At 67.3% G+C, this 23,780-nt stretch carries 18 protein-coding genes and 1 riboswitch; of the genes, 8 read left to right on the forward strand and 10 right to left on the reverse strand.

What is annotated here, in order from left to right; all coding sequences use genetic code 11:
• Nucleotides 1-3 precede the first annotated feature (3 nt).
• From ligD to GGR11_RS08380, 4 genes are all read right to left on the reverse strand, one after another.
• A complete protein-coding gene (gene ligD, locus GGR11_RS08365) occupies nucleotides 4-2,565 on the reverse strand; it encodes a DNA ligase D (RefSeq protein WP_183196238.1) in 2,562 nt (853 codons plus the stop codon).
• 22 nt (nucleotides 2,566-2,587) lie between these two features.
• Entirely contained in the window at nucleotides 2,588-3,880 is a 1,293-nt protein-coding gene (locus tag GGR11_RS08370) for a PQQ-dependent sugar dehydrogenase (protein ID WP_183196239.1), read from the reverse strand.
• Entirely contained in the window at nucleotides 3,880-4,257 is a 378-nt protein-coding gene (locus GGR11_RS08375) for a DUF2231 domain-containing protein (protein WP_246331618.1), read from the reverse strand. Before GGR11_RS08375 ends, GGR11_RS08370 begins: the two co-directional genes overlap by 1 nt.
• 192 nt (nucleotides 4,258-4,449) lie before the next feature.
• Nucleotides 4,450-6,687 (reverse strand): TonB-dependent receptor, encoded by a 2,238-nt coding sequence (locus GGR11_RS08380; protein WP_183196241.1) that lies wholly within the window; start codon nucleotides 6,685-6,687, stop codon nucleotides 4,450-4,452.
• 248 nt (nucleotides 6,688-6,935) lie between these two features.
• Here GGR11_RS08380 and GGR11_RS08385 point away from each other — a divergent pair, with 248 nt between their 5' ends.
• Nucleotides 6,936-8,321, forward strand: coding sequence for a metallophosphoesterase (locus GGR11_RS08385; RefSeq protein ID WP_183196242.1), 1,386 nt, complete (start codon nucleotides 6,936-6,938; stop codon nucleotides 8,319-8,321).
• A 49-nt stretch (nucleotides 8,322-8,370) separates the two neighbouring features.
• Here the strand turns inward: GGR11_RS08385 and GGR11_RS08390 are convergent, their stop codons facing one another.
• Nucleotides 8,371-8,688, reverse strand: a complete 318-nt coding sequence (locus GGR11_RS08390; protein ID WP_008261187.1) for a hypothetical protein — start codon at nucleotides 8,686-8,688, stop codon at nucleotides 8,371-8,373.
• Nucleotides 8,689-8,853: 165 nt separating this feature from the next.
• Between GGR11_RS08390 and GGR11_RS08395 the strand changes: the two genes are divergently transcribed.
• The 5 genes from GGR11_RS08395 (at nucleotide 8,854) to GGR11_RS08415 (ending at nucleotide 13,322) form a co-directional block, all read left to right on the forward strand.
• Nucleotides 8,854-9,894, forward strand: a complete 1,041-nt coding sequence (locus tag GGR11_RS08395; RefSeq protein WP_183196243.1) for a sensor histidine kinase — start codon at nucleotides 8,854-8,856, stop codon at nucleotides 9,892-9,894.
• Between the two features lie 11 nt (nucleotides 9,895-9,905).
• Nucleotides 9,906-10,625 carry an alternative oxidase gene (locus tag GGR11_RS08400; protein ID WP_221205110.1) on the forward strand — a complete coding sequence of 240 codons (720 nt, stop codon included), beginning with the start codon at nucleotides 9,906-9,908 and terminating at the stop codon, nucleotides 10,623-10,625.
• A 296-nt stretch (nucleotides 10,626-10,921) separates the two neighbouring features.
• Complete coding sequence (locus GGR11_RS08405; protein WP_183196244.1) at nucleotides 10,922-11,599, forward strand: response regulator transcription factor; 678 nt, start codon at nucleotides 10,922-10,924, stop codon at nucleotides 11,597-11,599.
• Nucleotides 11,596-12,624: a sensor histidine kinase gene (locus GGR11_RS08410; RefSeq protein WP_183196245.1), complete on the forward strand. Its 1,029-nt coding sequence runs from the start codon at nucleotides 11,596-11,598 to the stop codon at nucleotides 12,622-12,624. The genes GGR11_RS08405 and GGR11_RS08410 overlap by 4 nt, the downstream gene beginning before the upstream one ends.
• On the forward strand, nucleotides 12,621-13,322 hold the full coding sequence (locus GGR11_RS08415) for a VIT1/CCC1 transporter family protein (protein ID WP_183196246.1): 702 nt from the start codon (nucleotides 12,621-12,623) through the stop codon (nucleotides 13,320-13,322). The genes GGR11_RS08410 and GGR11_RS08415 overlap by 4 nt, the downstream gene beginning before the upstream one ends.
• A gap of 25 nt (nucleotides 13,323-13,347) precedes the next feature.
• Here GGR11_RS08415 and GGR11_RS08420 read toward each other — a convergent pair whose 3' ends face one another.
• From GGR11_RS08420 to GGR11_RS08440, 5 genes are all read right to left on the reverse strand, one after another.
• Entirely contained in the window at nucleotides 13,348-14,076 is a 729-nt protein-coding gene (locus GGR11_RS08420) for a cytochrome b/b6 domain-containing protein (RefSeq protein WP_246331620.1), read from the reverse strand.
• Between the two features lie 230 nt (nucleotides 14,077-14,306).
• On the reverse strand, nucleotides 14,307-15,302 hold the full coding sequence (locus tag GGR11_RS08425; RefSeq protein WP_183196247.1) for an amidohydrolase family protein: 996 nt from the start codon (nucleotides 15,300-15,302) through the stop codon (nucleotides 14,307-14,309).
• 30 nt (nucleotides 15,303-15,332) lie between these two features.
• A complete protein-coding gene (locus GGR11_RS08430) occupies nucleotides 15,333-17,273 on the reverse strand; it encodes a S9 family peptidase (RefSeq protein WP_183196248.1) in 1,941 nt (646 codons plus the stop codon).
• 93 nt (nucleotides 17,274-17,366) lie between these two features.
• Nucleotides 17,367-20,030: a TonB-dependent receptor domain-containing protein gene (locus GGR11_RS08435; RefSeq protein WP_246331622.1), complete on the reverse strand. Its 2,664-nt coding sequence runs from the start codon at nucleotides 20,028-20,030 to the stop codon at nucleotides 17,367-17,369.
• 195 nt (nucleotides 20,031-20,225) lie between these two features.
• Nucleotides 20,226-20,313, reverse strand: a riboswitch (glycine riboswitch).
• 206 nt (nucleotides 20,314-20,519) lie between these two features.
• Nucleotides 20,520-21,569 carry an ABC transporter substrate-binding protein gene (locus tag GGR11_RS08440; protein ID WP_183196250.1) on the reverse strand — a complete coding sequence of 350 codons (1,050 nt, stop codon included), beginning with the start codon at nucleotides 21,567-21,569 and terminating at the stop codon, nucleotides 20,520-20,522.
• Nucleotides 21,570-21,691: 122 nt separating this feature from the next.
• On the opposite strand from GGR11_RS08440, the gene GGR11_RS08445 reads away from it, so the two are divergent.
• Both GGR11_RS08445 and GGR11_RS08450 read left to right on the forward strand, forming a co-directional pair.
• A complete protein-coding gene (locus GGR11_RS08445) occupies nucleotides 21,692-22,354 on the forward strand; it encodes a response regulator transcription factor (RefSeq protein WP_183196251.1) in 663 nt (220 codons plus the stop codon).
• Nucleotides 22,351-23,742 carry a sensor histidine kinase gene (locus GGR11_RS08450; protein WP_183196252.1) on the forward strand — a complete coding sequence of 464 codons (1,392 nt, stop codon included), beginning with the start codon at nucleotides 22,351-22,353 and terminating at the stop codon, nucleotides 23,740-23,742. Before GGR11_RS08445 ends, GGR11_RS08450 begins: the two co-directional genes overlap by 4 nt.
• Nucleotides 23,743-23,780 lie beyond the last annotated feature (38 nt).

Here is a 23,780-nt window from a genome sequence, read left to right on the forward strand (position 1 = left end):
CGCCTACAGCCCCATCGCCTTCAGGACCGGGCGCAGACTGACCTCGCCGGCACGGAAATCCTTCCACGGGTCGGACTTCTTCAGCAGGGCGGGCGCGTCGTGCAGGGTGAAGGCCTTGGGGTCCAGTCCCGCCCGGACCTGGCCCCAGGACAGGGGAAAGGCGATCCCCGCGCCGGGCCGGGCGCGCACCGACCAGGGCGCCACCGCCGTGGCCATGCGGCCGTTGCGCAGATAGTCGATGAAGATCTTCCCGCCCCGCGCCTTCTTGGCCAGGGTGGTGGTGAACCGGTCGGGCTCGGCGCGGCGCACCTCTTCCGCGATCGCCTTGGCGAAGGCCTTGCACTGGTCCCATTCGATGCGGCTGCGGCCGTCGGAACGGATCGGCACGACGACATGAAGCCCCTTGCCCCCGGTCGTCTTTACGAAGGGATGCAGGCCCCGTTTTTCCAGCTGCGCCTTGACGGTCTTGGCCGCCGCGATGACCGCCGCGAATTCCAGCCCCTCATCTGGGTCGAGGTCGAAGGTGACCTGTTCCGGCGTCTCGGGATCGCCGGGCCGACAGCCCCAGGGGTGCAGCTCCAGCCCGCCCGACTGGGCCACGGCGACCAGGCCGCCGACGTCGGTCACGGCCACATAGGGATGGCGCGCCTTCACGTCGATCAGCTTCAGGCGCGGATTGGACCCCGCCATCGCGTGGCGCTGGAAGAAGGTCTCGCCCTCGATGCCGTCCGGAGCGCGGATGATCGAGACGGGGCGTTCGGCGATATGGGGCAATATCCGCTCGGCCGCCGCCTCATAATAGCGCGCCAGATCCGCCTTGGTGATCGCGGGGCGTCCTTCCAGCGCCGGCCACAGAATCTTGTCGGGATGGGACAGGGTGACGCCGGCGACGACGACCTTGTTCTTGGATGACGCCGCTCCCCGGGACGTCGGCTTCGACGCCGCCGAAGAAGGCGTCGCCGGCGCCTGCGGGGCCTCGGTGACATCGGCGGGCGACTTGTCCTCGCGCAGGCCCTTGAACGCCGCATGGCGCAGCGAACCGCCTTCGGTCATCCCGCCGTGTTCCAGTTCGGCGACCAGAATCGGCCGAACCCAGTGAATCTCCTTGCCGCCGCGCGGCGCACCCTTGCCCGCGAACGGAGAGGCGTCGGCCGCCGCATCCTTCAGGGCCGGCAGCAGGGTCTTCAGCAAGGGGGCGGCGTAGCCCGTGCCGACCCGGCCGAGGTAGCGCAGCCCGCCTTCGCCCGCCACGCCGACCAGCAAGGAGCGGAAGCGCGTCCCGCCTTCGGACGACCAGCCGCCGATCACCACCTCGTCGCGGCCCCGGCATTTGGACTTGACCCAGGTCGAGGACCGACCCGCCCGATAGGGGGCGTCCAGCTTCTTGGAAATCACGCCTTCCAGGTCCATGCGACAGGCGCTGTCCAGCACCGCCTGCCCGGTCGAGGCGAAGTGATCGACATAGCGCAGCCGTTTGCGCGCCTTGGCCGGAACGCGGTCGATGTGGGCCTGCAGCCGCGCCTTGCGGTGCGACAGGGGCAGGTCCCGCAAATCATCCTCGCCCTCGCGCAGCAGGTCGAAGGCGAAATAGACCAGCTCGCTCGTCTTCCCATCCGCGATGGCCGCCTGCAGGGCCGAGAAGTCGGGCGTGTGATCCTCGCTCATCGCGCACAGCTCGCCGTCCACCACCCCGTCGGGCCAGGCCGCCGCATCCGCCGCCAGTTCAGGGAAGCGGTCGGTCCAGTCGTGGCCCCGCCGGGTATAGAGCCGCGCCTGCCCGCCCCCGGTCGCGACCTGGATGCGGTAGCCGTCGAACTTGATCTCATGCACCCAGCCGGCGCCGCCGGGCGGATGGTCGGCGACCTTGCACAGCTGGATCGGGATGAAGGCCGAGGGTTTGTCCAGGGTCGCCTCGCCCGACCTGGCCTTGGGTTTGGCCGGTCCCTTGCGCGCGACGGGACGAGAGGCGGTCCATTCCTTCTTCCCCTCGGATATCTCCGCCAGGCTGCGGCCCGTGGCGATGGAGGCGTCGATCTCCATATTGGCGTCGCCCTCGCCCGGCACGGCCGCCTCGTCCTTCTCCTTGATCAACAGCCAGTTGTTGCGTTTGGACGGCTTGCCGCGATCCGACTTCAGCCGCACCAGGGCCCAGCCGCCGCTGAGCCGTTCGCCGTGCAGGATCATCTTCAGCGAGCCGCGCTTCAGCGCCGCCTCGACATCCGGCTCCTGCGGCTCCCATTCGCCGCGGTCCCACAGCTGCACGGTGCCCGCCCCATAGTTGCCGGACGGAATGGTGCCCTCGAAGTTTCCATAGTCGAGCGGGTGATCCTCGACCTCGACCGCCAGACGTTTGACGGCCGGATCACGCGACGGCGCCTTGGTCACGGCCCACGACTTCAGCACCCCGTCATGCTCGATGCGGAAGTCGTAGTGCAGCCGCGTCGCGGCATGGCGCTGGATCAGATAGGTCAGCCGCCCCTTGCGGGCCGACTTGGCCTTGCCCGCCGGTTCCGGCGTGCGGGTGAAGTCCCGCTTGGCCTTATAGGTCTCCAGTCCGTTCGCCATGCCGCCCTCGTTCGCCGCCCGATCAGCGGCGCGGCGCGATCCGCCAGACGGTGTTGGACAGGTCGTCCGCGACCAGCAGGATGCGCCGCTGGGCGTCGAAGGTCACGCCAACCGGGCGACCGCGCGCCTCGCCGTCCTTGATGAAGCCGGTGACGAAATCGACCGGCGGACCGGCGGGACGACCGCCTGAGAAGGGCGCCCACGCGACCTTGTAGCCCGACAGGTCCTGACGGTTCCAACTGCCGTGTTCGCCGATGAAGGCGCCCTGGCTGAAGCCGCCGCCGAAGCCGCCGGCCGTCGCGAAGCTGAGACCCAGGGCGGCGACGTGCGAGCCCAGCGCATAGTCCGGGGCGATGGCGCTCTGGACCAGATCCGGGTTTTGCGGACGGACGCGCGGATCGATGTTCTTACCCCAATAGCTGTAGGGCCAGCCGTAGAAGGCCCCTTCCCGGACCGAGGTCAGATAGTCGGGCACCAATTGCGGACCCAGTTCGTCGCGTTCGTTGACGACGGACCACAGGGCGCCGGTGGTCGGCTCGATGGCCAGGGCAGTCGGGTTGCGGATGCCGGTGGCGAAGGTGCGATGCGCGCCGGTCTGGCGATCAATGGCCCAGACGACGGCGCGGTCCTGTTCGACGGCCAGGCCGCGCTCGCCGATATTGCTGTTCGAGCCGATGCCGACGTACAGGGTCTGGCCGTCCGCGCTGGCCGTCAGCGACTTGGTCCAGTGGTGGTTGATGGCCGACGGGAGCTTGGTCACTTCCTGACGCGGCGCGGTGATCCGGGTCTGGCCCGGCTGATAGTCGAAGCGAACCAGGGCGCCCTGTTCGGCGACATAGAGGGCGCCGTCCACGAAGGCCATGCCGTAGGGGGCGTCCAGATTATCGATGAAGGTGGTGCGGACCTCGGGCTGGCCGTCGCCATTGGCGTCGCGCAACAGGGTGATGCGGTTGCCGCCCTTAACGGACGTCTTGCCCTTGGCCTTGATAACGCCGGCGATGAAATCCTTAGGCCGCAGCTTGGGGGCGTGACCGCCCGAGCCCTCGGCGATCAGGATGTCGCCGTTGGGCAGAACCAGAATCTGACGCGGGATCTGGAGATCGGTCGCCATCGGGGTGACGACGAAACCGTCCGGCACGGTGGGAAGCTCGCCGTTCCAGCCGATCGGCGTGGCGATCTTCATCGGCGGGACCAGGGTCTGGTTCAGGCCGGGAAGGTCGGGATTGGCGCCGGTCTGGTTCAGGTTGGGGTCGCTGCGGCTGCACCCGGCCAGGGCCAGGACGACGGCGGTCGTGCAAAGGAGCTTGTTGATCATCACGCGATCTCCCGCACGGTCGAGTTGGAATAGGCCAGCCAGCCGGCGATCAGGATCAGGACGGTCGACAGGATCGACAGGGTCAGGCCGAAGGCGCCGACGGAGCTCCAGGCGTCCTGGCTGTGCTTGAAGGCGTTGATCAGGCCCAAGACCCAGGCCAGGGCCAGGGCGGCCAGATGGATCACGGCGGCCCGTCGCGCCGGGGTGCGCCAGGACAAGGCCAGGTCGATAAGGGCCCACAGACCGGCCAGGCCGCCGAACACCAGGGCCCCGACAATCAGCCAAGCCGAGAAGTTCGACCACTGCATCTGGGCCGTCTTCATATAGGCGATGTCACTGATCAGGGCGGAACTGAACAGGGCGATGGGAAAGGCCATCAGAATTCCGCGGAACGGATTCAACCTCTCACGGAAGGCGGCGACAGCGGGCATGTGAGGGTTTCCTGCGGCGTCGCCACGATACGGCGACGTCGAACCCAACACGCGGCCCGGTCTTTGGTTCACCCGGCCAGACGCGACCGGAAGCAGAAGAACAGGCCGCCGGCGAGACGCCGGCGGCCTGTCATCGTCTTAGAAACGCTTGGTCAGTTGAACGCCGTAGGTGCGGGGTTCGTTGACGAAGGCGGTCAGGTTGTTGAAGTCGATGGCGCCGATGACATTCTCTTCGTCGGTGATGTTGCGAACATAGGCGGCCGCTTCCAGCCCCTTGTTCAGATCCCGCCAGCCGGCGCGCAGGCCGCCTTCGAAGTTGGTGTCCACCTTGAACTCGACCGATTCATACAGGAACAGGTTGAAGTCCTTCTGCATGGCCCAGTCGGTCGAGGCGAAGAACTCGGTGTCGTCGCCCAGAGGCAGGACATAGTTCAGCGTCAGGTTGGCGGTGTATTCCGGCGCCTGCGGGAAGGGGTTGCCGTCGACATTGGCGCGACGGGTCGTGCCCACGGTGACGATGGGGTCGGTGACGGTGCAGTTCGAGCCGCAGATGGCGACCAGCAGGTTGCTGTCCTTGATCTCGGTGTGGTTCCAGGCGGCGCCGGCCGACAGGCTGAAGCCCGCGCCCAGATCGATGTCGCCGTCCAGCTCCAGACCATAGCCTTCGCCCTTGTCAGCGTTGATCAGGCGGTTGGAGTTGTCCGCGCCGCCGATGGCGGTGAACTGCATGTCGCTGACTTCGTAATAGTAGGCCGTGGCGTTGAAGCGGGCGCGACCATCCCACAGGCGGGCCTTCAGGCCCGTCTCATAGGACATGACCGTCTCGGACTCGGCCGTGGTCAGGACCGGCAGGTTGCGGCCCTGGATCGACGGGCCGCGATAACCCTTGGCCACGCGGGCGAACAGATTGAGGCTGTCGTTGACCTCATAAAGGGCGCTGACGTCCCAGCTGACCTGCTCGTCGCCGACCGAAACGGCGCCCGTGCCGCCCGCGCCCGCGCCGGTGACGATCCGGCCCTGATAATCGCGGCTGTCGTCGGTATAGCGCAGGCCGCCCGTCACCTTCAGGGCCTCGGTCACCTGATAGTGCGCCTGACCGAACACCGACCAGGAGTCGGACTTCTGGGTGATGTCGGTGACCTTGGTCGGTTGAAGACCGCCGACGCCGTTGAAGGTGCCCGAGACCAGGTTGATGCGCTCGTCCCAATAGAAGGCGCCGACCTGCCAGCCGAGGCGGGCGTCGCCGTTCGAGGAGAGACGCAGTTCATAGGTGTTCTGGCGCAGGTCGCTGGACAGGGTGCCGGTCTCGGAATTGAACGGCGTCTTGTAGGAGGCCGTCGCCGCGGCGCTGGCCACGCCGCCGTCGATGTCGCCGTCGCCCTGGGACGAACCCTGATAGGCGCCGACGATGCCGGTCAGGGTGGCGGGACCGAAGTCATAGGCGACCTGCAGCGACTGCGAGGTGGTCTTCTGCTTCTGGAAGTTGTTGCGGCCGCCATCGTAATAGACGGTGTCGCGGTCGAAATTGCCGTTCAGCTCGTTCGAGCCCTTGGTCAGGGCGTTGGCGCGGTTCATCGTGCCGGTGCCGTCATAGTCGCGGGCCTGCAGGGTCAGCAGGGTCGAGAGACGGTCGGTCGGGGTCCAGGCGACGTGGACGCGAGCGGCGACGTCGTCGAACCCGCCCAGATCGTCATCGTTCGCATCGGCGAAGGACGGGTTGTAGGCGTTGTTCACCCAGTCGTCGCGGTGGTTCCACAGAAAGGCGCCGCGCACCTGAAGCGTGTCCGACGCCGGCAGGGTGACGGCGGCCTCGGTCCGGGTCGAACCCAGGTTGCCGTAGGTCAGCGAGCCGAAGCCGGTGAATTCGTCCGACGGCTTGACGGTGTCGATCTTGATCACGCCCGCCGGGGTGTTGCGACCGAACAGGGTGCCCTGGGGCCCGCGCAGCACTTCCAGCTGCTGGACGTCGAACAGGGGGAAGCCCTTCAGATAGACGCTTTCCAGAACCACGTCGTCCAGCACCACCGACACCGGCTGCGAGGCGGTGAAGTCGAAGTCCACATTGCCGAGGCCGCGAATATAGAAGCGCGGGGCGTAACGGCCGTTCGAGCTTTCGACCTGAAGGCTGGGCACGCGGCCCGACAGCGACAGGATGTCGGCGCCGCCGGCGGAGATGTCCTGCAGGGTCTGGGTGTTCAGGGCCGTGACGGCGAAAGGCACGTCGCGGATGTTCTCGCTGCGGCGCTGGGCGGTGACGATGATGTCGTCGACGCCGGTGGCTTCAGCGGCGGCGTCAGCGGTTTGGGCGAAGGCCGCGCCTGCGGTCAGCAGGGCGAGGCCGCTGACGGTGGCGGCGAGGAGGGCTTGGCGAAGCATGCGCGTGTATCCTTGGCGACATGGGGAGGAAGCTGTCGCGCGAGCCCCTAAGGCCTCCCAAGGCGCGGCGCCAGTCGAGACCGCGCTTGAATCTTGAACCTTTGAAGACGCGGACACAGGAGCGTGACAATCGTGTCCCGAACGACGCATCTGACCGAACGCGCCATTGTGCAGCTTGGCGGCCGGTGCGAAAATGAAGGCGTGCGTGACTCGGTTCCGCAACCGTATCGACACCGTTAGTATCCCCCATGTCCTTCGTCACGCCTTCCCGCCGCCGGCTGCTTCACCTCGCTGGAGCGGCGGCCCTGACGTCCAGCCTGGCGTCCGGTCTGTCGGCCGCGACACCAAGCCCCGTCGTCGGTCGGGTGCTGGCCATAGCGGACATGCACTCCGCCTATGAACGGACCGCCCGACTTCTGGCGGCGTTCGAGGCCGAGGTCCGGTCCCAGCCGGTTCCGCATGTGATCGCGATCGACGGCGACATTTTCGAACACGGCAACGTCGTGTCCGTGCGGTCGGGCGGCGCCGTCGACTGGGCCTTTCTGGCCGAGGCGGTCCAGATCGCGCCGACCGTGGTCAATCTGGGCAATCATGACAACGACCTGACGCCGGACCTGTCCGAGGTCGTCGCCCGGATGCGCGGCCTGGGCGTGATCGTGGTCAGCAACATCGTCGATGCGCGGACCGGCGCCGGCTACGCCGCCCCGACCGCGACTGCGCCGTTCGGGACGCGCAAGCTGAGGATCGTCGGCCTGGCGACCAATGCGCTGAACACCTATCCTAAGGTGTCGCGCGACCAGCTGTCCATTCCGGCGCCGGTTGAATGGGCGAACGCCCATCTGGCCGATCTGACGGGCGGCGCCGATCCGGTCCTGGTGCTGAGCCACGCCGGGGTCGTCGCCGACCGCAGCCTGCTGCCCCTGTTGCCGGACGGATCCCTGATGATCGGCGGCCATGATCATCTGCTGTTCCAGCATCGCCAGGGCCGCAGCGCCTACGCCCACACCGGATCCTGGACCAACGCCTATACGGCGGCCGACTATCATGCGAATGGATCGGTCAGCGTCGCCTCGCATCCCATCGCCGCCGACGCCCCGTCGTCGCCCCGGCTGCAGGCCCTGATCGACGCCACCCTGGCGGAGACCCTGACAGACGCGGACCGCGCGGTTCTGGGACAAGGCGCCGAGGCCCTGTCGCTGGGCGACACCGGCCGCCGCATCGCCGCCGGTTTCGCCCAGGCGGCCGGCGCCGACGCCGGCTTCATCGGCCACACCACCCTGGGCACGGGCGCCCCGGCGGGGCCGATCACCCGATACATGTTCGATTCCATCGTCCGGTTCGACGGTCGGCTGATGACGGCCGAGGCGCCGCGCGCCCAGTTGGAGGACTTCATGGCCCGCGCCAACCAGGACCGGCCGATCCCGCTGGACCAGCGCACCGGAGACTTCCTGTATGGGGCGCTCGCCACCGGTTCGCAGGGGGCCACGGCGCGTATCGTCACGACCGACTGGTGCGCGACCAATCAGGCCGAATATTTCGGAACGACGTCTCTGGCGTTCACCGAGGTCGCGGACCTGAAGGTCAAGCCGGTCGCCCTGTCCGCCCTCATCGAAACCCCGTCGACTCCAGGCTAGAGTCTGACCAGCGACAGACCAATCCTGGAGCGGCCGATGGCGCCGGGGCTCAGGACTGCGAAAGCCGAATCAGGGCGAAGGTCGCCGCCAGGGCGACGACCGCGCTGGTGACCATGCTGACGATGACGCTGGCGGCGGCGGGATGCGCCTCGACAGTATCGACAATCTTGTCACGGCTCATTTCGGCCGCCGCTTCGGCTTCCTCGCGCAGACGGGCGGCCGCCCGGGCGACGGCGTGCGTCGATCGGGTCACGGCCTCGGTCGCGTCCGCGCCGGTCTTCAGGGCTGCGTCCTTGAGGTGATCGCTGGCTTCGTCGGCGAGGGCCTGAAGGTCCTCGCTCAGGGTCTTGAAGGCGGACTTCGGCATGGGGAGGCTCCTTGGGTGTATGCGCCATTAGAGCCTGTTCTGCGGACGACGTCGGTGATCTGGATCAAGGTGGACGGCGTCGAGCCGGCCTAGTATGCACATGCAGCCAAGAGATCGGACCCGCTGGGTCGGACCGGCGCCAGGCCCCCTTTGGAGAGGGCCTCCATGTCGACGACCCCCCTCGCCACATCTTCGGACATCGCGCTGAACCTGGCGCTTTCGCTCATCTCCGCCTCGGTCGCGCCGGTGTTGTTGCTGGACGGCGACCTGTCCGTCGTGGCCGCCAGCCAGAGCTTCCTCGAAACCTTCGACATCGGAACCGACCGGGTCGCCGGCGTGAAGATGGCCGATCTGGGCGGCGGCGAGTGGAACACGCCCCCGCTATGGGCCCTGCTCAAGGCCACAGCCTATGGCCAGGCCGCGATCCGGGCCTATGAAATGGATCTGGCGACGCCTTCAGGCCCCCGGCGCTTGGTCCTGAACGCCCAGCGTCTGGTGTACGGAGACGGTCAGGGCGTTCGGTTGCTGCTGTCCATCCAGGACGTCACCGAACTGCGGGCTCGCGCGCAGCAAAAGGACGACCTGATCCGGGACAAGGCGATCCTGATCCAGGAAATGCGGCACCGGATCGCCAACAGCCTGCAGATCATCGCCAGCATCCTGCTTCAGGGCGTTCGCAAGCTGAGTTCCAACGAGAGCCGGGACCATCTGCGCGACGCCCACCAGCGGATCATGTCGGTCGCCGCCGTCCAGCGTCAGCTCTCGGACGCCGAACTGGGCGACCTCGCTCTGCGGGACTATCTGACCGACCTGTGCCGAGGCATCGGCGACTCGATGATCCGCGACCATGACCGGCTGACGCTGTCGGTCACGGTCGATGACAGCATCGCTTCATCCGGCAAGTCCGTCAGCCTGGGGCTGATCGTCACCGAACTGCTGATCAACGCGATCAAACACGCCTTCCCCAAGCACCAGGCAGGGCGGATCACCCTGGATTATCGCGCGCAGGGCGAGGACTGGACCCTGACGGTCCGCGACGACGGCGTCGGTCTGCCGCCGAACCCTTCGATCGCCAAGCCCGGCCTGGGCGCCGGCATCATCCGGGCCCTGGCTCAACAACTCGGCGCGGTCATCGTCATTACGGACGCCGAACCCGGCGTGCGGGTGTCGGTCGTCTGCGCGCCTCACCCCCTTCACACGTCCTGAAAGGACATCTCATGGTCAACAAGATCCTATCCCCAGACCGACAGGGCCTGGCGGAAGAACGGCTGGCGGCGCCGGACGTCCATCATGAACCGCACGGCTTCTCCGACCGGTTCGCCCTGGGCTTCACCAAGCTGTTGCGCTTCTCGGCCGACACCTTCTTCGCCAAACGCTACGGCCACCGCGCCATCGTGCTGGAGACGGTCGCGGCCGTGCCCGGCATGGTCGGGGCGACGATCCAGCACCTGACCTGCCTGCGCCGGATGAAGGACGACGACGGCTGGATCCGCACCCTGATGGAAGAGGCCGAAAACGAGCGCATGCACCTGATGACCTTCATCGAGGTTGCCAAGCCGACCTATTTCGAGCGGCTGGTGATCCAGATCGCCCAGGCCGTCTTCTATGTGGGCTTCTTCCTGCTGTATCTCGTGTCGGCCCGCACCGCCCACCGGGTCGTCGGCTATTTCGAGGAAGAGGCCGTGATCAGCTACACCCTCTATCTCAAGGAGATCGACGAGGGCCGCTCGCCCAATGTGCCGGCGCCTGACATCGCCAAACACTATTGGAAGATGGCGCCCGATGCGACGCTGCGCGACGTCGTGCTGGTCGTCCGGGCCGATGAAGCCCACCATCGCGACGTCAACCACGGCTTCGCCAGCTCGCTGAACGGCGAAGCCGTCGATCACGGCCTTTCGGCCCCCTACCCCGACCACGCGGCCGAAATCCACGCCTGAAGACAGGGGTGATGGAGGGGGCGCGACGCCCCGCCCCCTCGGTCGCCTTGCTGGAGAGGGCGTCAGGTTGATGTCAGTTTCGACGCTCAGTCTGACGCCGCCGCGCGCCTGCGTCCGGCCGTGCTTACCCCCTTTCCAGAGGCTTCCCCCCATGAAGAAGACACGGATCCCTTCATGGTCCCCGGCGATGATGCAGCTGCGGGCCGCGCGCCTTGAGCGCTGGCGTCGTCGGGAAAATCCGGTCATGTCGATGACGACCGGCTGGACGCGGGGCGCCGGCGGAACGGATGTCGATCATGCGTCTCCTTCTCGTTGAAGACACGGCGCGACTGGGCGATCTGCTCAGGGAAGGCCTGTCCCGCGACGGCTTCGTGGTGGACTGGCGCCGGGACATCGCAGGGGCGACGGACGCGGCCGCCAGCGCCGCCTATGATCTCATCCTGCTCGACCTGGGTCTGCCGGACGGCGACGGCCTGGACTGGGTGCGGGCGCTTCGGCGGGCCGCCGACCTGACGCCGATCCTGGTCCTGACCGCGCGCGGCGGGCTGGAGGATCGGGTCACCGGCCTGGACGCCGGGGCGGACGACTATCTCGTCAAGCCGTTCGACGCGGCCGAGCTGTCGGCGCGGTGCCGGGCGATCCTGCGTCGGCCGGGCCGTCGCATGGCGCCGGTTCTTCAGGTGGGCGGGCTGAGGTTCGACGTCGCCGCACGACAGGCGACGCATGGCGACGTCCCGATCGACCTGTCGCGCCGCGAGGGCGATCTGCTGGAGGCGCTGATGCGTCGGGCCGGCTCAGTCGTTACGCGGGGCTCGCTGGAAGAGTCGCTGTACGCCTTCAACGAACCGGTCACGCCCAACGCCGTCGAGATGGCCGTCTCGCGATTGCGGCGCAAGCTGGACGACGCCGGCTGCACTGGGGTGCTGCATACGGTCCGGGGCCTGGGCTATCTGATGCGGGACGCCGTCGCATGACCCGGCCGCCGTCCATTTTTCAGCGATTGACGCTCGGTTTCGCCCTGATGAGCCTGATCGGCGGCTGCGTCCTGCTGCTGTTCGTCGGATTGGAATACGGCCTGTCGTCCCGCGCCCGACGCGATGAAATCCGGTTCGTCGGCATCGCGAACGAGGTGGCCGATCACGTCGTGACGCCCCTGCTGGTTCTGATCGTCCCCATGGGCCTGGCGACCCTGTGGGTGATCCGTTCCTCTCTGCGCCCACTCGCCTTGGCCGGCGAACGCATCGAGGCCGCCCAGGCGGCGGACAAGGGGTTTCGGGTCGAGGCTCACGACTTTCCGGCCGAAGCCACCGGGTTCGCAGACGCGGTCAACGGCCTGCTGGCGCGGCTCGACGAGGCGGCGACACGCCAGGAGGCCTTCGCCGCCGACGTCGCCCATGAACTGAGGACGCCGCTGGCGGTTCTGGCCCTGGAACTCGACAGACTGGATTCCTCGGACGGTCAGAGACTGAAGCGGGATGTTTCGGCCCTGTCTCGCCTGGTCGAACAGCTGCTGATCCTGGCGCAACTGGATGCGCAAGCGGCCGCGCCCGCGGCGGCGGCAGCGGTCGATCTGAGCGAGATCGCGACGGAAGTCGTGTCGCAATACGCCGCGCTCGCCATCGACGAGGACAAGGCTCTGGCCCTGGAGATCAAGGACGCCGCCGTCGTCGAGCGCCATCGCGAGGCGGTCGCCGCCGCGCTGCGGAATCTGGTCGAGAACGGGTTGCGGGTCACCCCGCCCGGGGGCGTGGTCACGGTGACGGCAGGGCCGGGCGCGCGGCTGTCCGTGATCGACGGCGGGGCGGGCCTCGCGCCGGAACGGCTCGCCGCGCTGAGCCAGAGATATCGCCGGGGCGATCACGCCAGCCCTAGCGGCGCGGGACTGGGCCTGGCCATTGTCGCGCGCATAATGGCGGCCCACGGCGGCCATATCGCAACGCGGCCGAACCAGGCTGAACTGATCCTCGCCTTTCCTTCTGCAGACAGGAACCGACCATGAGCAGACTTGAACGCCACGCCGAACGCCATCTGGTCGCGCGCATCGGCTGGCTGCGCGCCGCCGTGCTGGGCGCCAATGACGGCCTGGTCTCGACCGCCAGCCTGATCGTCGGCGTGGCCGCCGCACAGACCGGCAAGACCGGGATTCTGGTCGCCGGGGTCGCCGGCCTGGTCGCCGGCGCCATGTCCATGGCGGCCGGCGAATATGTCTCCGTCAGTTCCCAGTCCGACACCGAGAACGCCGACCTGGCGCGTGAAAAAGCCGAACTGGCGGCGGACCCGGAAGCCGAAACCCGCGAACTGGCCGGCATCTATCGCAGCCGGGGCGTCGATGAGGCGGTGTCGCTGGAGGTGGCCCGGCAGCTGATGGCTCACGACGCCCTGGGCGCCCACGCCAGGGACGAGCTGGGCATCTCGGAACACACCACCGCCCGGCCGATCCAGGCGGCCCTGACCTCGGCGGCCACCTTCTCGCTCGGCGCCATTCTGCCGCTCGCAGTCGTGCTGGTCTCGCCCGGCTCTCTTATGGTGGCCCTGGTGTCCGGATCCGCCCTGATCGGCCTGGCGCTGCTGGGGGGACTCGGCGCGCAGGCTGGGGGCGCGGGCGTCGGCAAGGCGGTCATGCGCGTCACCTTCTGGGGCGCCCTGGCCATGGCGGTGACCGCAGGGATCGGTCACCTGTTCGGAACCGTCGTCTGAAACAGGGACGCGGGCGAGGACGTCCTCAGTCCTCGTCCGCCTCCCCTGCCTCGTCGCCCTCGCCGCCTTCACGCTCCTGATCGGCCTCTCCGGCTTCACCCGCTTCAATGCGCGCGCCCGGCATGAAGGCGCCCGGGTCCATCCGGGTGGCGGCATAGGCGGACCCCGCGACGACCAGAACCGCCAGGGGCACAGCCACGCGGGCGGGCGGCGCGGCGTCCTGGGCGTCGGGGAAATGGACGGTCGTCTTTCGGCCGGTGACCATCGCGCGGATCAGATTGTCACGCGACAGGACCGACATGGCGACCACCGCCACGACGTGCAGGGCGATCATCGCCAGCAAGACGTAGCCGATGACCTCATGCATATCCTCGCCGCCCGTCGCCCCGGTGAAGACGGTCGCGGCCGTCAGGGCCAGCAACCCCACCACCGCGATCCCGCCCAGCGGATTATGGCCCATGGACGCATGGACCCGGCCGGCGAACAGACCCTTGACGTGCCCCGCCATCCTGGACGGCCGGATCAGGTTCGAGAACCGCGCATGTTCGCCGCCGACAACGCCCCAGACCAGTCTGAAGGCGATCAGGACAGCAGCCGCCCATCCTGCCGGAACATGCCAGGCGGACAGCGCGCTGTCCTCTTCCGAGGACAGGAAGGCCAAGGCGACCGAGGCGACCAGCGTCCAATGGAACAGGCGCACGCCCGGATCCCAGACTTTTACGGTTCTTATCGAAGGCGTGGGGTGGGCTGACATGGCGGATCTCCGTTCGGACGGAAATCTGCAGGTCGAAACTGACGACGCCCTGACACCCGCCCCCCGTTTTCGCCGTCGTCATTTCACGCAGTGGCGTGCCCCCACGACCGGGTCGCCACGCGAGCGCCGGCGAACGGCGGTACGGCGCAGGCGTTGCCGAAGATGTTGGGGACGGTCAGACAGTTGGTCGAGATCACCTGGGCGCCGCGACACGGCCGTAAGGCGGCGCTTCATCTCACCGCGACACGCAGGCGCCGCAGAGCCTCGGCTTCCTGTGGCGACAGCGGCAGAAGATCCATGGCCGCGTTCAGATAGCCGTCCAACGGCCCCGAAAACGGCCAGTCGGAACCTGGCGCGAAACGCTCAACGCCGATGTCGCGCATGACATCGACCAGTCGGGCCCTGTTCTCTGGCGACGTATCGGCGTCGAAGACCTGAGCCAGATCGAAGAAGAGGCCGGGAGCCATGCCGGGTTGTTCCGCCAGGATCTGGCGAAACCCTTCCAGCGCATCCCAGGTGTTCGCGTCCAGACCGCCCCAACCGCCGGAATGGGCGATGACGACGGGCGCGCCGCCGGCGTGCGGCAGGACCTGTTCGACGAAGATGCGGACGTCGCGCGCGCCATAGTCTTCGGCGCGGGTGCGCATATGGATCATGATGGTCATCCCGGCGTCCGACGCGGCGTCGAAGACCGCCGCCAGGCGGCGGACCTGTTCGGGATCGCGAAGGTCGACGCCGGAGTTGGTCAGGTGCAGCTTCAATCCCTTGGCGTAGGGCTCGTCCTTCCAGGCGGCGATTTCGGCCAAGGCGTCGGGCGCAAGCGGATTGACCGAGACGAAGGCGACCAGCCGTCCGGGATGGGCGGCGGCCGTGGCGACGGTGAAGGCGTTGGCGTCATGAACCCGCATCGCGGCGTCAGCCAGAGGGGGAGCCATCATCGGGCTTTCGGCCAGATAGGCCGTGGACATCATCCAGGCCGTCTGGACGCCCGCCTCGTCCATGTCCGCAAGCAGATCGTCGGCCGTCAGGGGTTCGACGAAGGCCGGATCGCACGCGCCGATACGCCCCGGACTGCTGCAATAGGCCGACAGGATGTCGAGGATGGCGGGCGAATGGACGTGGACGTGATGGTCAGTGTGAACCGGGGTGCGGGGCTGCGCCGTCCCGGGCGTCGCGGTGAGCGCGGACAGGACCGCGGTCACCGCGACGATGCGTTTGACGTTCATGGAAGGATTTCAGAAAGACGCAGTCAGGGCTCAGCGCGCGGCTTCGCCCAGCAGCGTCTGTTTCCAGAACAGCAGGCTGGTCCAGAAATAGTAGTCCTCGTTTTCCTTCTTGTGGAAACCGTGGCCCTCGTTCTGCGCCAGCAGGTGCCAGGCCGTGCCGCCGTGGCTGCGGACCGCGCTGACGATCTGATCGGCTTCGGACGCAGGGACGCGGGGGTCGTTGCCGCCGGTGGCGACCAGCAGCGGGATGGTGATCCTGTTGACGCTGGTCAGGGGCGAGATCGCCTGAAGCTGGGCGCGCTGGGCCGGATCACGCTCGTCGCCGTATTCCACGCGCCGCAGGTCGCGGCGGTAGGACTGGGTGTTTTCCAGGAAGGTGACGAAGTTGGAGATGGCGACGTAGCAGTTCGCCCCCTTCAGCCGGTCGCTGTAATGCACCGCCGTGGCGTAGCACATATAGCCGCCGTACGAGACGCCGGTGACGGCGAAACGCGAGGCGTCCAAGTCTGGATCGACCTCCAGGGCGTCGAGGAAGGCGCCGATGTCCTTGACCGAATTCTCTCGCTGGAACGGGCCGTTGTCCAGATTGACGAAGCGTGTGCCGTAGCCGGACGAGCCGCGCACGTTCGGGAAGAACAGCGCCACGCCCAGTTCATTCAGCAGATAGTTCTGCGCCCCCAGGAAGTCGGGACGGGTCTGGCCCTCCGGTCCGCCGTGGATATCGACGATCAGCGGACGTTTGCCCGGAAACTTGGCGGGGTCCGGCTGATAGAGGAACCCGGAGACGGTCTCGCCATCGAAACTCTTCACCTCAACCAGCCTGGGCTCGACGTTGACGGCGGGGTCCAGGCCGCCGGTCTCGCTGTGGGTCCACTGGGTGACCGCCAGGGTCGTCGGATCGACCGAGAAGGCGTCGCCGGACACGCGGGCGGACGACAGGCTCAAGCCAATCGCGCCCCAGGGCGCAATGTCGATAGCCGGTCCGATGCTGTAGGGGATGACGCCGTCGGGCAGGCCGGTGACGACACGCACAGCGCCGGTGGCGACATCCATGACCTTGAGCCGGGATACGCCCGCCTCGTTGACCGCATAGGCGGCGAAGCTCCCGTCGGGGGACAGGGCATAATCGCTGACGTCCCATCGGGTCTCCGGGCTGACGGGGACGAAGCCGCTCCGCTCGATCCGCCCAAGGCGCAGGAAGTCGGAATCCTTGTTCGAGGTCGCCCAGACGGCGCCGTCGGCCGCATATTTGGGATCGACATAGGAGACCTGCGCCGCCGGATCGGTCAGGGGCGTCATGCGGCCGGACGCCAGGTCCAGCTCATAGACTACGGCGTTGTTGATCGACATCCGGTTCAGGACCAGGGCCTTGGCGCCGTCGCTGGAGAAGTCGGCGATGTTCCAGCCGCCGCCGGAGACCTGCGCGACCAGGCGGTCGCTAGATGGGTCGACGGGATCGACGACATACAGGTCCATGTCGGCGCCGTTGCGGCGGGATGAGGCGTAGCCGACCCTCTTGCCGTCCCGGCTCCAGGCGCCGAACCAGTTGCGGCTCTTGCCGTCGGTGATGCGGGTCAGCCGACCGCCGGACAGTGTGTAGAGCTGATAGAATTCGTCGCCGCCATTGTCCTTCTGGACCAGCAGGGTCTGACCGGACGGCGACAGGGCGCCGGCCAGGATCGGCTCCGCCTCGAAACTGATCTGGGTTCGGGCGCCGTCAGGGCCGGCGACGAGATGAAGCTGATCGGTCGCCCCGAACCGGGTCTTGATCAGCATCGACCGGTCGGCGGCGTTCCAGCCGAGAAAGGCGGCGCGGCGCGCCTGGAGATAGGGCTGGGTCGCGGCGACCAGATCGTCGGGCACCGCCGGCAGACCATCCGCGACGATGGCGGCGGGCTTGGGCGCCTCGGCTAGGGCCGCAGGAGCGACGCTCAGGGCGAGCAGGAGGGCCATCGGCAGACGGGGAATCATGAAACAGACCGTGCGGTGAATGGGGGAAGAAAAGGGAGGAGATCGCCGGCTCCCTTGGGGGAGCGGAGCCGGCGACCGGAAGCGGGGACCGAACTAGAAGCGGTACCGCGCGCCAACCGTGACGTACCGACCGATGACGTCGTAGTACGGCGAGTAGAGCGATCCGACCGGCGGGTCCTTGTCGAACAGATTGGTGGCGTTGGCGTATAGCTCGACACCGTTCGCACCGTAGTGCGCGAGGTCGGCCGTCAGACCCAGATCGACATAGGTGTAGGCGTCGATGTGGTTGTTCCTGATCGCGACGGTGCTGTTGTAATCGCCCTCCGAGATGTAGCGCGCCCGCAGATTCGCGCCGAACACCTCGCCCTTCCAGCCGAGGCTGGCGTTGAGGCGCAGCTTGGGCACGCCCAGGCCGAACGAATAGCCCTGAGATTTGACGTATTCGATCTCGGTCATTCCGTCGTCAGTGGTCAGACTGTTCACCCAGGTGCCGACCAGACGCATCGTCACCCGGCCCGTCGCGCCCGGCACCCAAAGGTCGGCGTCCGAGGCATAGGAGGCCTCGGCATCAATCCCGTCCGTGTGATATTCGGCTAGGTTCACATAGGTGGACAGGGTGCGCACCAGATTGCCCGCCGTGTCACGTTCTACCTTGGTGCAGAGGTCGAGGTTGCCCTTGAAGCAGCGGGTGACCAGGTCCTGCGCCGCAATGGTCGTGATCACGTCATCGATCTTGATGTCGTAATAGTCCAGCGACAGATTGAGGCCGGGAATGGACGGCGGGGCATAGGTGACGCCCAGGGTCAGGGTGTCGGCCGTCTCCGGGCGAAGGTTGGGATTTCCGCCGCCGTTGTTCAGCACATAGACCAGGGCGCCGTTCTTGGCCGGATCATTGAGGTTGTTCCATCCGGTCGTGGTCGTCGTGAACAGTTCAGACAGGTTGGCCGAACGGATGTCGCGTGACTGGGTGACCCGGCCCCGGAAACCCGGGAAGAACTCGTTCGTCGCACCGACCTTCCAGGACCAGATCGAACCGGTGGTGTCGTAGTCGGAGATACGCGCGGCGGCGTTGAACTGCAGATCGTTCAGAACCGGCAGGTTGCGGACGATGGGAACCAGGATCTCGCCGAAAGCCTCCTTGACGCTGAACTCACCGGACATCGCCGAGAAGCTGAAGGTCTTGAAGGCCTTCGCAGCATCCAGTTCGCCGACGCGCTGGTCGGTCTGCTCCTTGCGGGCCTCTAGGCCGACGGCGATCGATACCTCGCCCGCCGGCAGGCTGAAGGGCTCGCCGCGCAGGCTGATCCCGGCCACGTCCAGCTTGGTCGTTGCGCGCTGCTGCGGGGCGCCGGTGACATAGTCGATGGCTTCCTGCGACGGGGCCCCGAGGCCGAACAGATTGATCGGCACACAGCCGGAGTTGGCGTTGGTCAGGGTCACGCGGCAGACGGCCTGGCCGGTCGATGGATTGATGACGGAATCGACGGCGTTGGCGAACTGGGTCTTCAGCAGGAAGCCAGGCGTGTCGATGTTGTTCTCGAATTCGCCGTGGCTGTAATAGGCGCCCCAGCGCCAGTTCTCGCCGAACTCGCCATCCACGGCCAGGGTCGCCTGGGTGGTCACCCGCTCGAAGTCGATCGTCGAATAGGACAGATCGGAGTTGAAACGACCAAAGGTGAAGGACGTCTGGCCGGCGGCCGCCATCTGCTGCTTGATCGTGGAAGACAGGAAGGCGTTGTCGATGCCGATAGTCAGGTCGCCGCGATCATGGTCGCCAAACCAGACATAGTTGTTCCACATGCGGGAATGACGGACATCAGCCGTGACCCGCAGCCTGTCGTTGATCTCGTAGACGGCGCTGGCCAGACCCGTGTAACGCCTCTGCGGCGTGACCAGCGGGCTCAGATCGTCGTTCGACGGACCTTCGCCGCCGATCGAATTCGTGCCGCTGACCGTGCCATAGTCGAACGGACGCAAGGAGCCGTCCGGGTTGAACACCATGCCGCGGTTCACACCCGACATGATCAGACCGCCATAGGCCGCGTTGGCGAATCCGACGTCCGGCGTCTGCGCGCCGTTGACCGTAGCCCAGCGGCCGATGTTGGGGCGCGAGGCCTTCGGGATGACGCCTTCGTTGTCGAGATATTCGCCGCCGACGACGAAATGGCCGCGACCGCCGGCGAAGTCCGTTCCCCAGGCGCCTTCGAACCGTTCCTGCTCGGCGTCGTCATAGGACGAGATGCCGTATTCGGCGCCCAGCTTGCCGCCGGTGAAATAGCGGTCGATGCCGATGTTGACGACGCCGGCCACGGCGCCCGATCCCCAGGCGGCGGAGGCGCCGCCGGTGACCACGTCGACGCTCTTGACCAGGACCGACGGCACCGCGTTCAGGTCGTTCTCGCTCGACACCCGGCGTCCGTCGATCAGGACCAGGGTCCGGTTGATGCCCAGCCCCCGCAGGTCCACCGGCGCATTGCCCGCGCCGGTGTTGGTGCCGGTCGTCTGGGCCGAGGTGGTGGCGCGGAACTGGGGCATGTCGTTCAGCGCGGCCGCGATATTGGGGCGCGCGCCCACCGACAGATCCTCAGCGGTCAGGTGGATGGTCGGCGTCGGCGCTTCGAAGCCGGCGCGATCAATACGCGAGGCGGTGACGACGATATCGTCGACCGCGGCGGTTTCCGGAGAGCCCTCCGTCTCCTGGGCTTGGGCCGCCGTGGCGCAGGCCAGCAGGGCGATGGCGCTGCAATATTGGGTCAAGTGACGATTAAGACGAGACAAAGCGAGATTCCTCATGGCGACGACGCCCCTCCCCAGGGATGCCCAATGCGACTGACGCTCTTCGGCGTCCGTTCGCCCCCGCTGTCATTGGGCCTGAGAGTTTCGGGTCGTCGCCGACCCTTTCTCCTTCGGCGAGACCGCATCCCCCGGATCCGGCCTTCTCTCCAGCGTTCCTTCAGCAAGACGGTCCGTTTGCCTGAGCGTTTCCGGGGCGGTTGCGCCTTCGGCGTCGGCCGGAGCCGATCTCTCCCGCCTTGCTGAGATGAGTAAGATCAACCCTGACCGCCCTGTCAAATCGACAAATACGGCACTTATTTTGCGCTCATGACATAATACATGGTTTTATCGTGCCGGCGCGAACCAGGCGGGCCAGATCAAGACCCCATGTTGCAAGCGACGGGCATCCGCATGACGGCGTCGTGACAGAAAGGGAGGCTTCGGACTGAATGGACTTATCCACAGGAACGGTCAGGGCGCAGCCGGATCCGCCGGCGCTCTGACGCCGTGACGCATCGCTTCCCCCCACCGGGTGAGCAGGGTCGCGCGACGCGCCTGATCCAGATTGGCCAGCAGGGCGGGTCCCACCCGAACCGGCCGAACGCCCGGCGCGGCGGGACGGACAGGCGCATCGACATCGTCGCGGACCGGTCGAACGCCCAGGGCTCCGATCACCCGCTGGCCTTCACGCGACAGAAGGAAGTCCAGAAACAGCCGCGCCGCATTCGGATGGGCGGCGTTGCGCGGGATGAAGGCCACGCGTGAAACGGACAGATGATAGTCGTCAGGCGTGATCAATCCGATCTCAGGCGCGCGCGCGGCCCATGACGCGCCGTACGACTGGTTCATATTATAGGCGAACGCCATCCGCCCATCGGCGATTTGACTCATCATTCTCCGCCCGGAGGTGTCCAGCCGCGGACGCTGCGCGCCCAGCGCCTCCATCAACGACCAGGCTTCAGGATAGATCTGCACGTCCGCCGAAAGCTGCATCAGGGCCACGCCGCTCCGTTCGGCGTCGTAGAGGGTGACACGACCGTCAAAGAGCTCGGGGCGGGTCTTGAGCAGCCGAAGCAGATCCGCATGACTGCGGGGCACGACATCGGTCATGAGCCGGCGTCGATTATAGGCGAACACGATCGGCTCGGCCGTCAGGCCATAGCCCTGGTCGCGCCATACCGAACCGTCGGGCATGGCCGCACGATGCGGCGACCGGTAGGCCTGAGCATAGCCGTCGTTGATCAGCTTGACCTGCACGTCCATCGCCGTGCTCCAGACCAGGTCCGGCCCCTCCTGGCCCGCAGCCGCGAGCCCCCGAACCTCCTCGGCGATCCGAGTGGAGTTTTTGTCGTCCAGACGTACCCTGATCTCAGGCCAGCGACGACGAAAGGCCTCCAGCACCGGCCCCATCAGACTGGTGTTGGTGAGGATGTGAAGCGCCCCCTCGCGGCGGGCCAGCCAACGCACCCGCGGCGCCGTGCCCGCGCCCTCCGGCTCCGACGAACAACCGGCGGCGCTCAACACCGCCGTCCCTCCCGCCAGCCCGCCCGCCAGGCTTACGAGCAGATCTCGCCGATCCGGCTTCACCGGCCCCGCTTTCTGGTTATTGTGTCATCCATGATCCGTCGCCCCATCGCCTCGCCATGAGAATACTCGTTGTCGAAGATGACAAGGCGCTACGGCATTCGCTCGAAGCCACTCTGCATGAGGCAGGTTTCGAGGCGAGATGCATCGACAGCGGCGAACAGGCCTTGCGCCTCGAAAGCTCAGAGGTCTTCGACGCCGCCATCCTGGACATCGGCCTTCCCGACATCGACGGCTTCGAAGTGCTGAGAACCCTGAGGCTGCAGGGATCATCGACCCCGGTTCTCATGCTGACGGCGCGTGACGCCCTCAGCGACCGGGTCGCGGGCCTCGACCTCGGGGCCGACGACTATCTGGTCAAGCCGTTCGCCCCGTCGGAGTTGGTCGCACGTCTCCGCGCCATCGTGCGCCGACGCCAGGGACAGGCCGCCGGCGCGGTCGTGGTCGGAACCCTTTTCTGCGACTGGCGCACCGGGCGCGCCCACGTCAACGACCGCGACCTCGCCCTGCGCCCCCGCGAATGGGCGGCCCTGCGCGTCCTGGCGTCCCGACCTGGACAGGTGGTGGACCGCGACCTGCTGGCCGCCGAGGTCTTTCCGCAGGACGAGGCGCCGTCGCTCAATGCGCTGGAAATCCACGTCGGCCGTTTGCGACGCAAGCTTCAGCCGGACGGACCGGCTGTGACCAATATCCGTGGCCGCGGGTATCGCCTCGATCCATGAGCCTCGCCCGGCCTGCCCGTTCCCACAGCCTGGTCACACGTCTGCTGATCGCACAGGTGGCCCCTCTGGCGCTCTTCGCGGTCGTCGTTCTGGCGGTCGGCGCCTGGACGGCCCAGCGGGTGGTGGCGAACAATGCGGACCGCCTGCTGGCCGGCGCGCTTCAGACCATCCGCGAGACGGTGTCGGTCGCGGAGGGTCGCATCACCGTGGATGTCGCGCCCTGGGCCTTGGCTCTGCTGGACGGTCCCGAGCGTGACGCCGTCTTCTACAGCGTCCGCGAAGGCGATCGCCTCGTCACCGGCTATGCCGAACTGCCCAATCTCCTCGAGGCCCGAACGGAGGAGCCGGTCTTCGCGGACCTGTCCGTCCGGGGGGTTTCGGTGCGTATGGCGCAACAGACCCTGATCATCCCCGGCCGCGACGCCCCCATCCGCGTCTCGGTGGCCCAGAGCCTGGATTCCCGTCGCGCCAGCCTGAGAGAGCTCTACCGCAGCATGCTGCTTCTCCCCGGCCTGCTGGTGGTGCTTGCCGCGCTTCTGATCTGGCCGGCCCTGCAATGGGGCCTGAACTCGCTGAAGCGTCTGATCGACGATCTGACGCGCCGCCCCAGCCCCTCTGCCGACTTCGCCCCGGCCAATGTCGATCTGGCGCCGCGCGAATTGTGGCCCGTTCTGAACGCCTTCAACCATCTGCTGGCGCGGCTCGAGGCTTCCACTTCCGGCATTCAACGGTTCGCGGCCGACGCCTCGCATCAACTGCGCACGCCGCTGTCGGTCCTCTCCGCCAATCTTGACCTTCTGGCCGGCTCCTCCCGCCCCTGGACGGCTCAGGAACGGCGGTTGATCGCAGACTCTCGCGACGCCGTCGGCGGCATGACGCGGCTGGTCGGTCAGTTGCTGTCGACAGCCCGGGCCGACGGGGCCCGGATAGACACCGCCGCCGACCTCGGCCGCGCGGCGCGCCGCGCCTGTCAAGCCGCTCGGGACCGCCGCGCCTTTGCCGACGGCGCCCTGCGCCTTCGGCTTCCGGCCGAGCCGGTCATTGTCCTCGGCGCCGAAGACCTCATCACCGAACAGATCCTCAACCTGATCGACAACGCCTTCCACCACGGCGCGCCGCCGGTGGTCGTTCATGTCCGCATGACGGGCCGACAGGCCGCTGTCTGCGTCTGGGATCACGGACCGGGCGTGGATGAAGCCGTCCTTCCCCACCTCACCGACCGCTTCTTCCGCGCCGGCTCATCCCAGACGCCCGGCTCCGGCCTCGGCCTGGCGATCGTTCACACCCTCTCCGAGGCCCAGGGCGCAAAGTTCAAGCTGTGCAATCGCGGGGGTGCGCGAACCGGACTTGTGGGGGAGATCGTTTTCCAGCTTCGGAACATGGGCTGAAGCGGGTTGGAGACGGCGCGCCCCCCTCTCCGAGCCAA

Source organism: Brevundimonas mediterranea, assembly GCF_014196125.1.
Taxonomy (GTDB): Bacteria; Pseudomonadota; Alphaproteobacteria; order Caulobacterales; family Caulobacteraceae; genus Brevundimonas; species Brevundimonas mediterranea.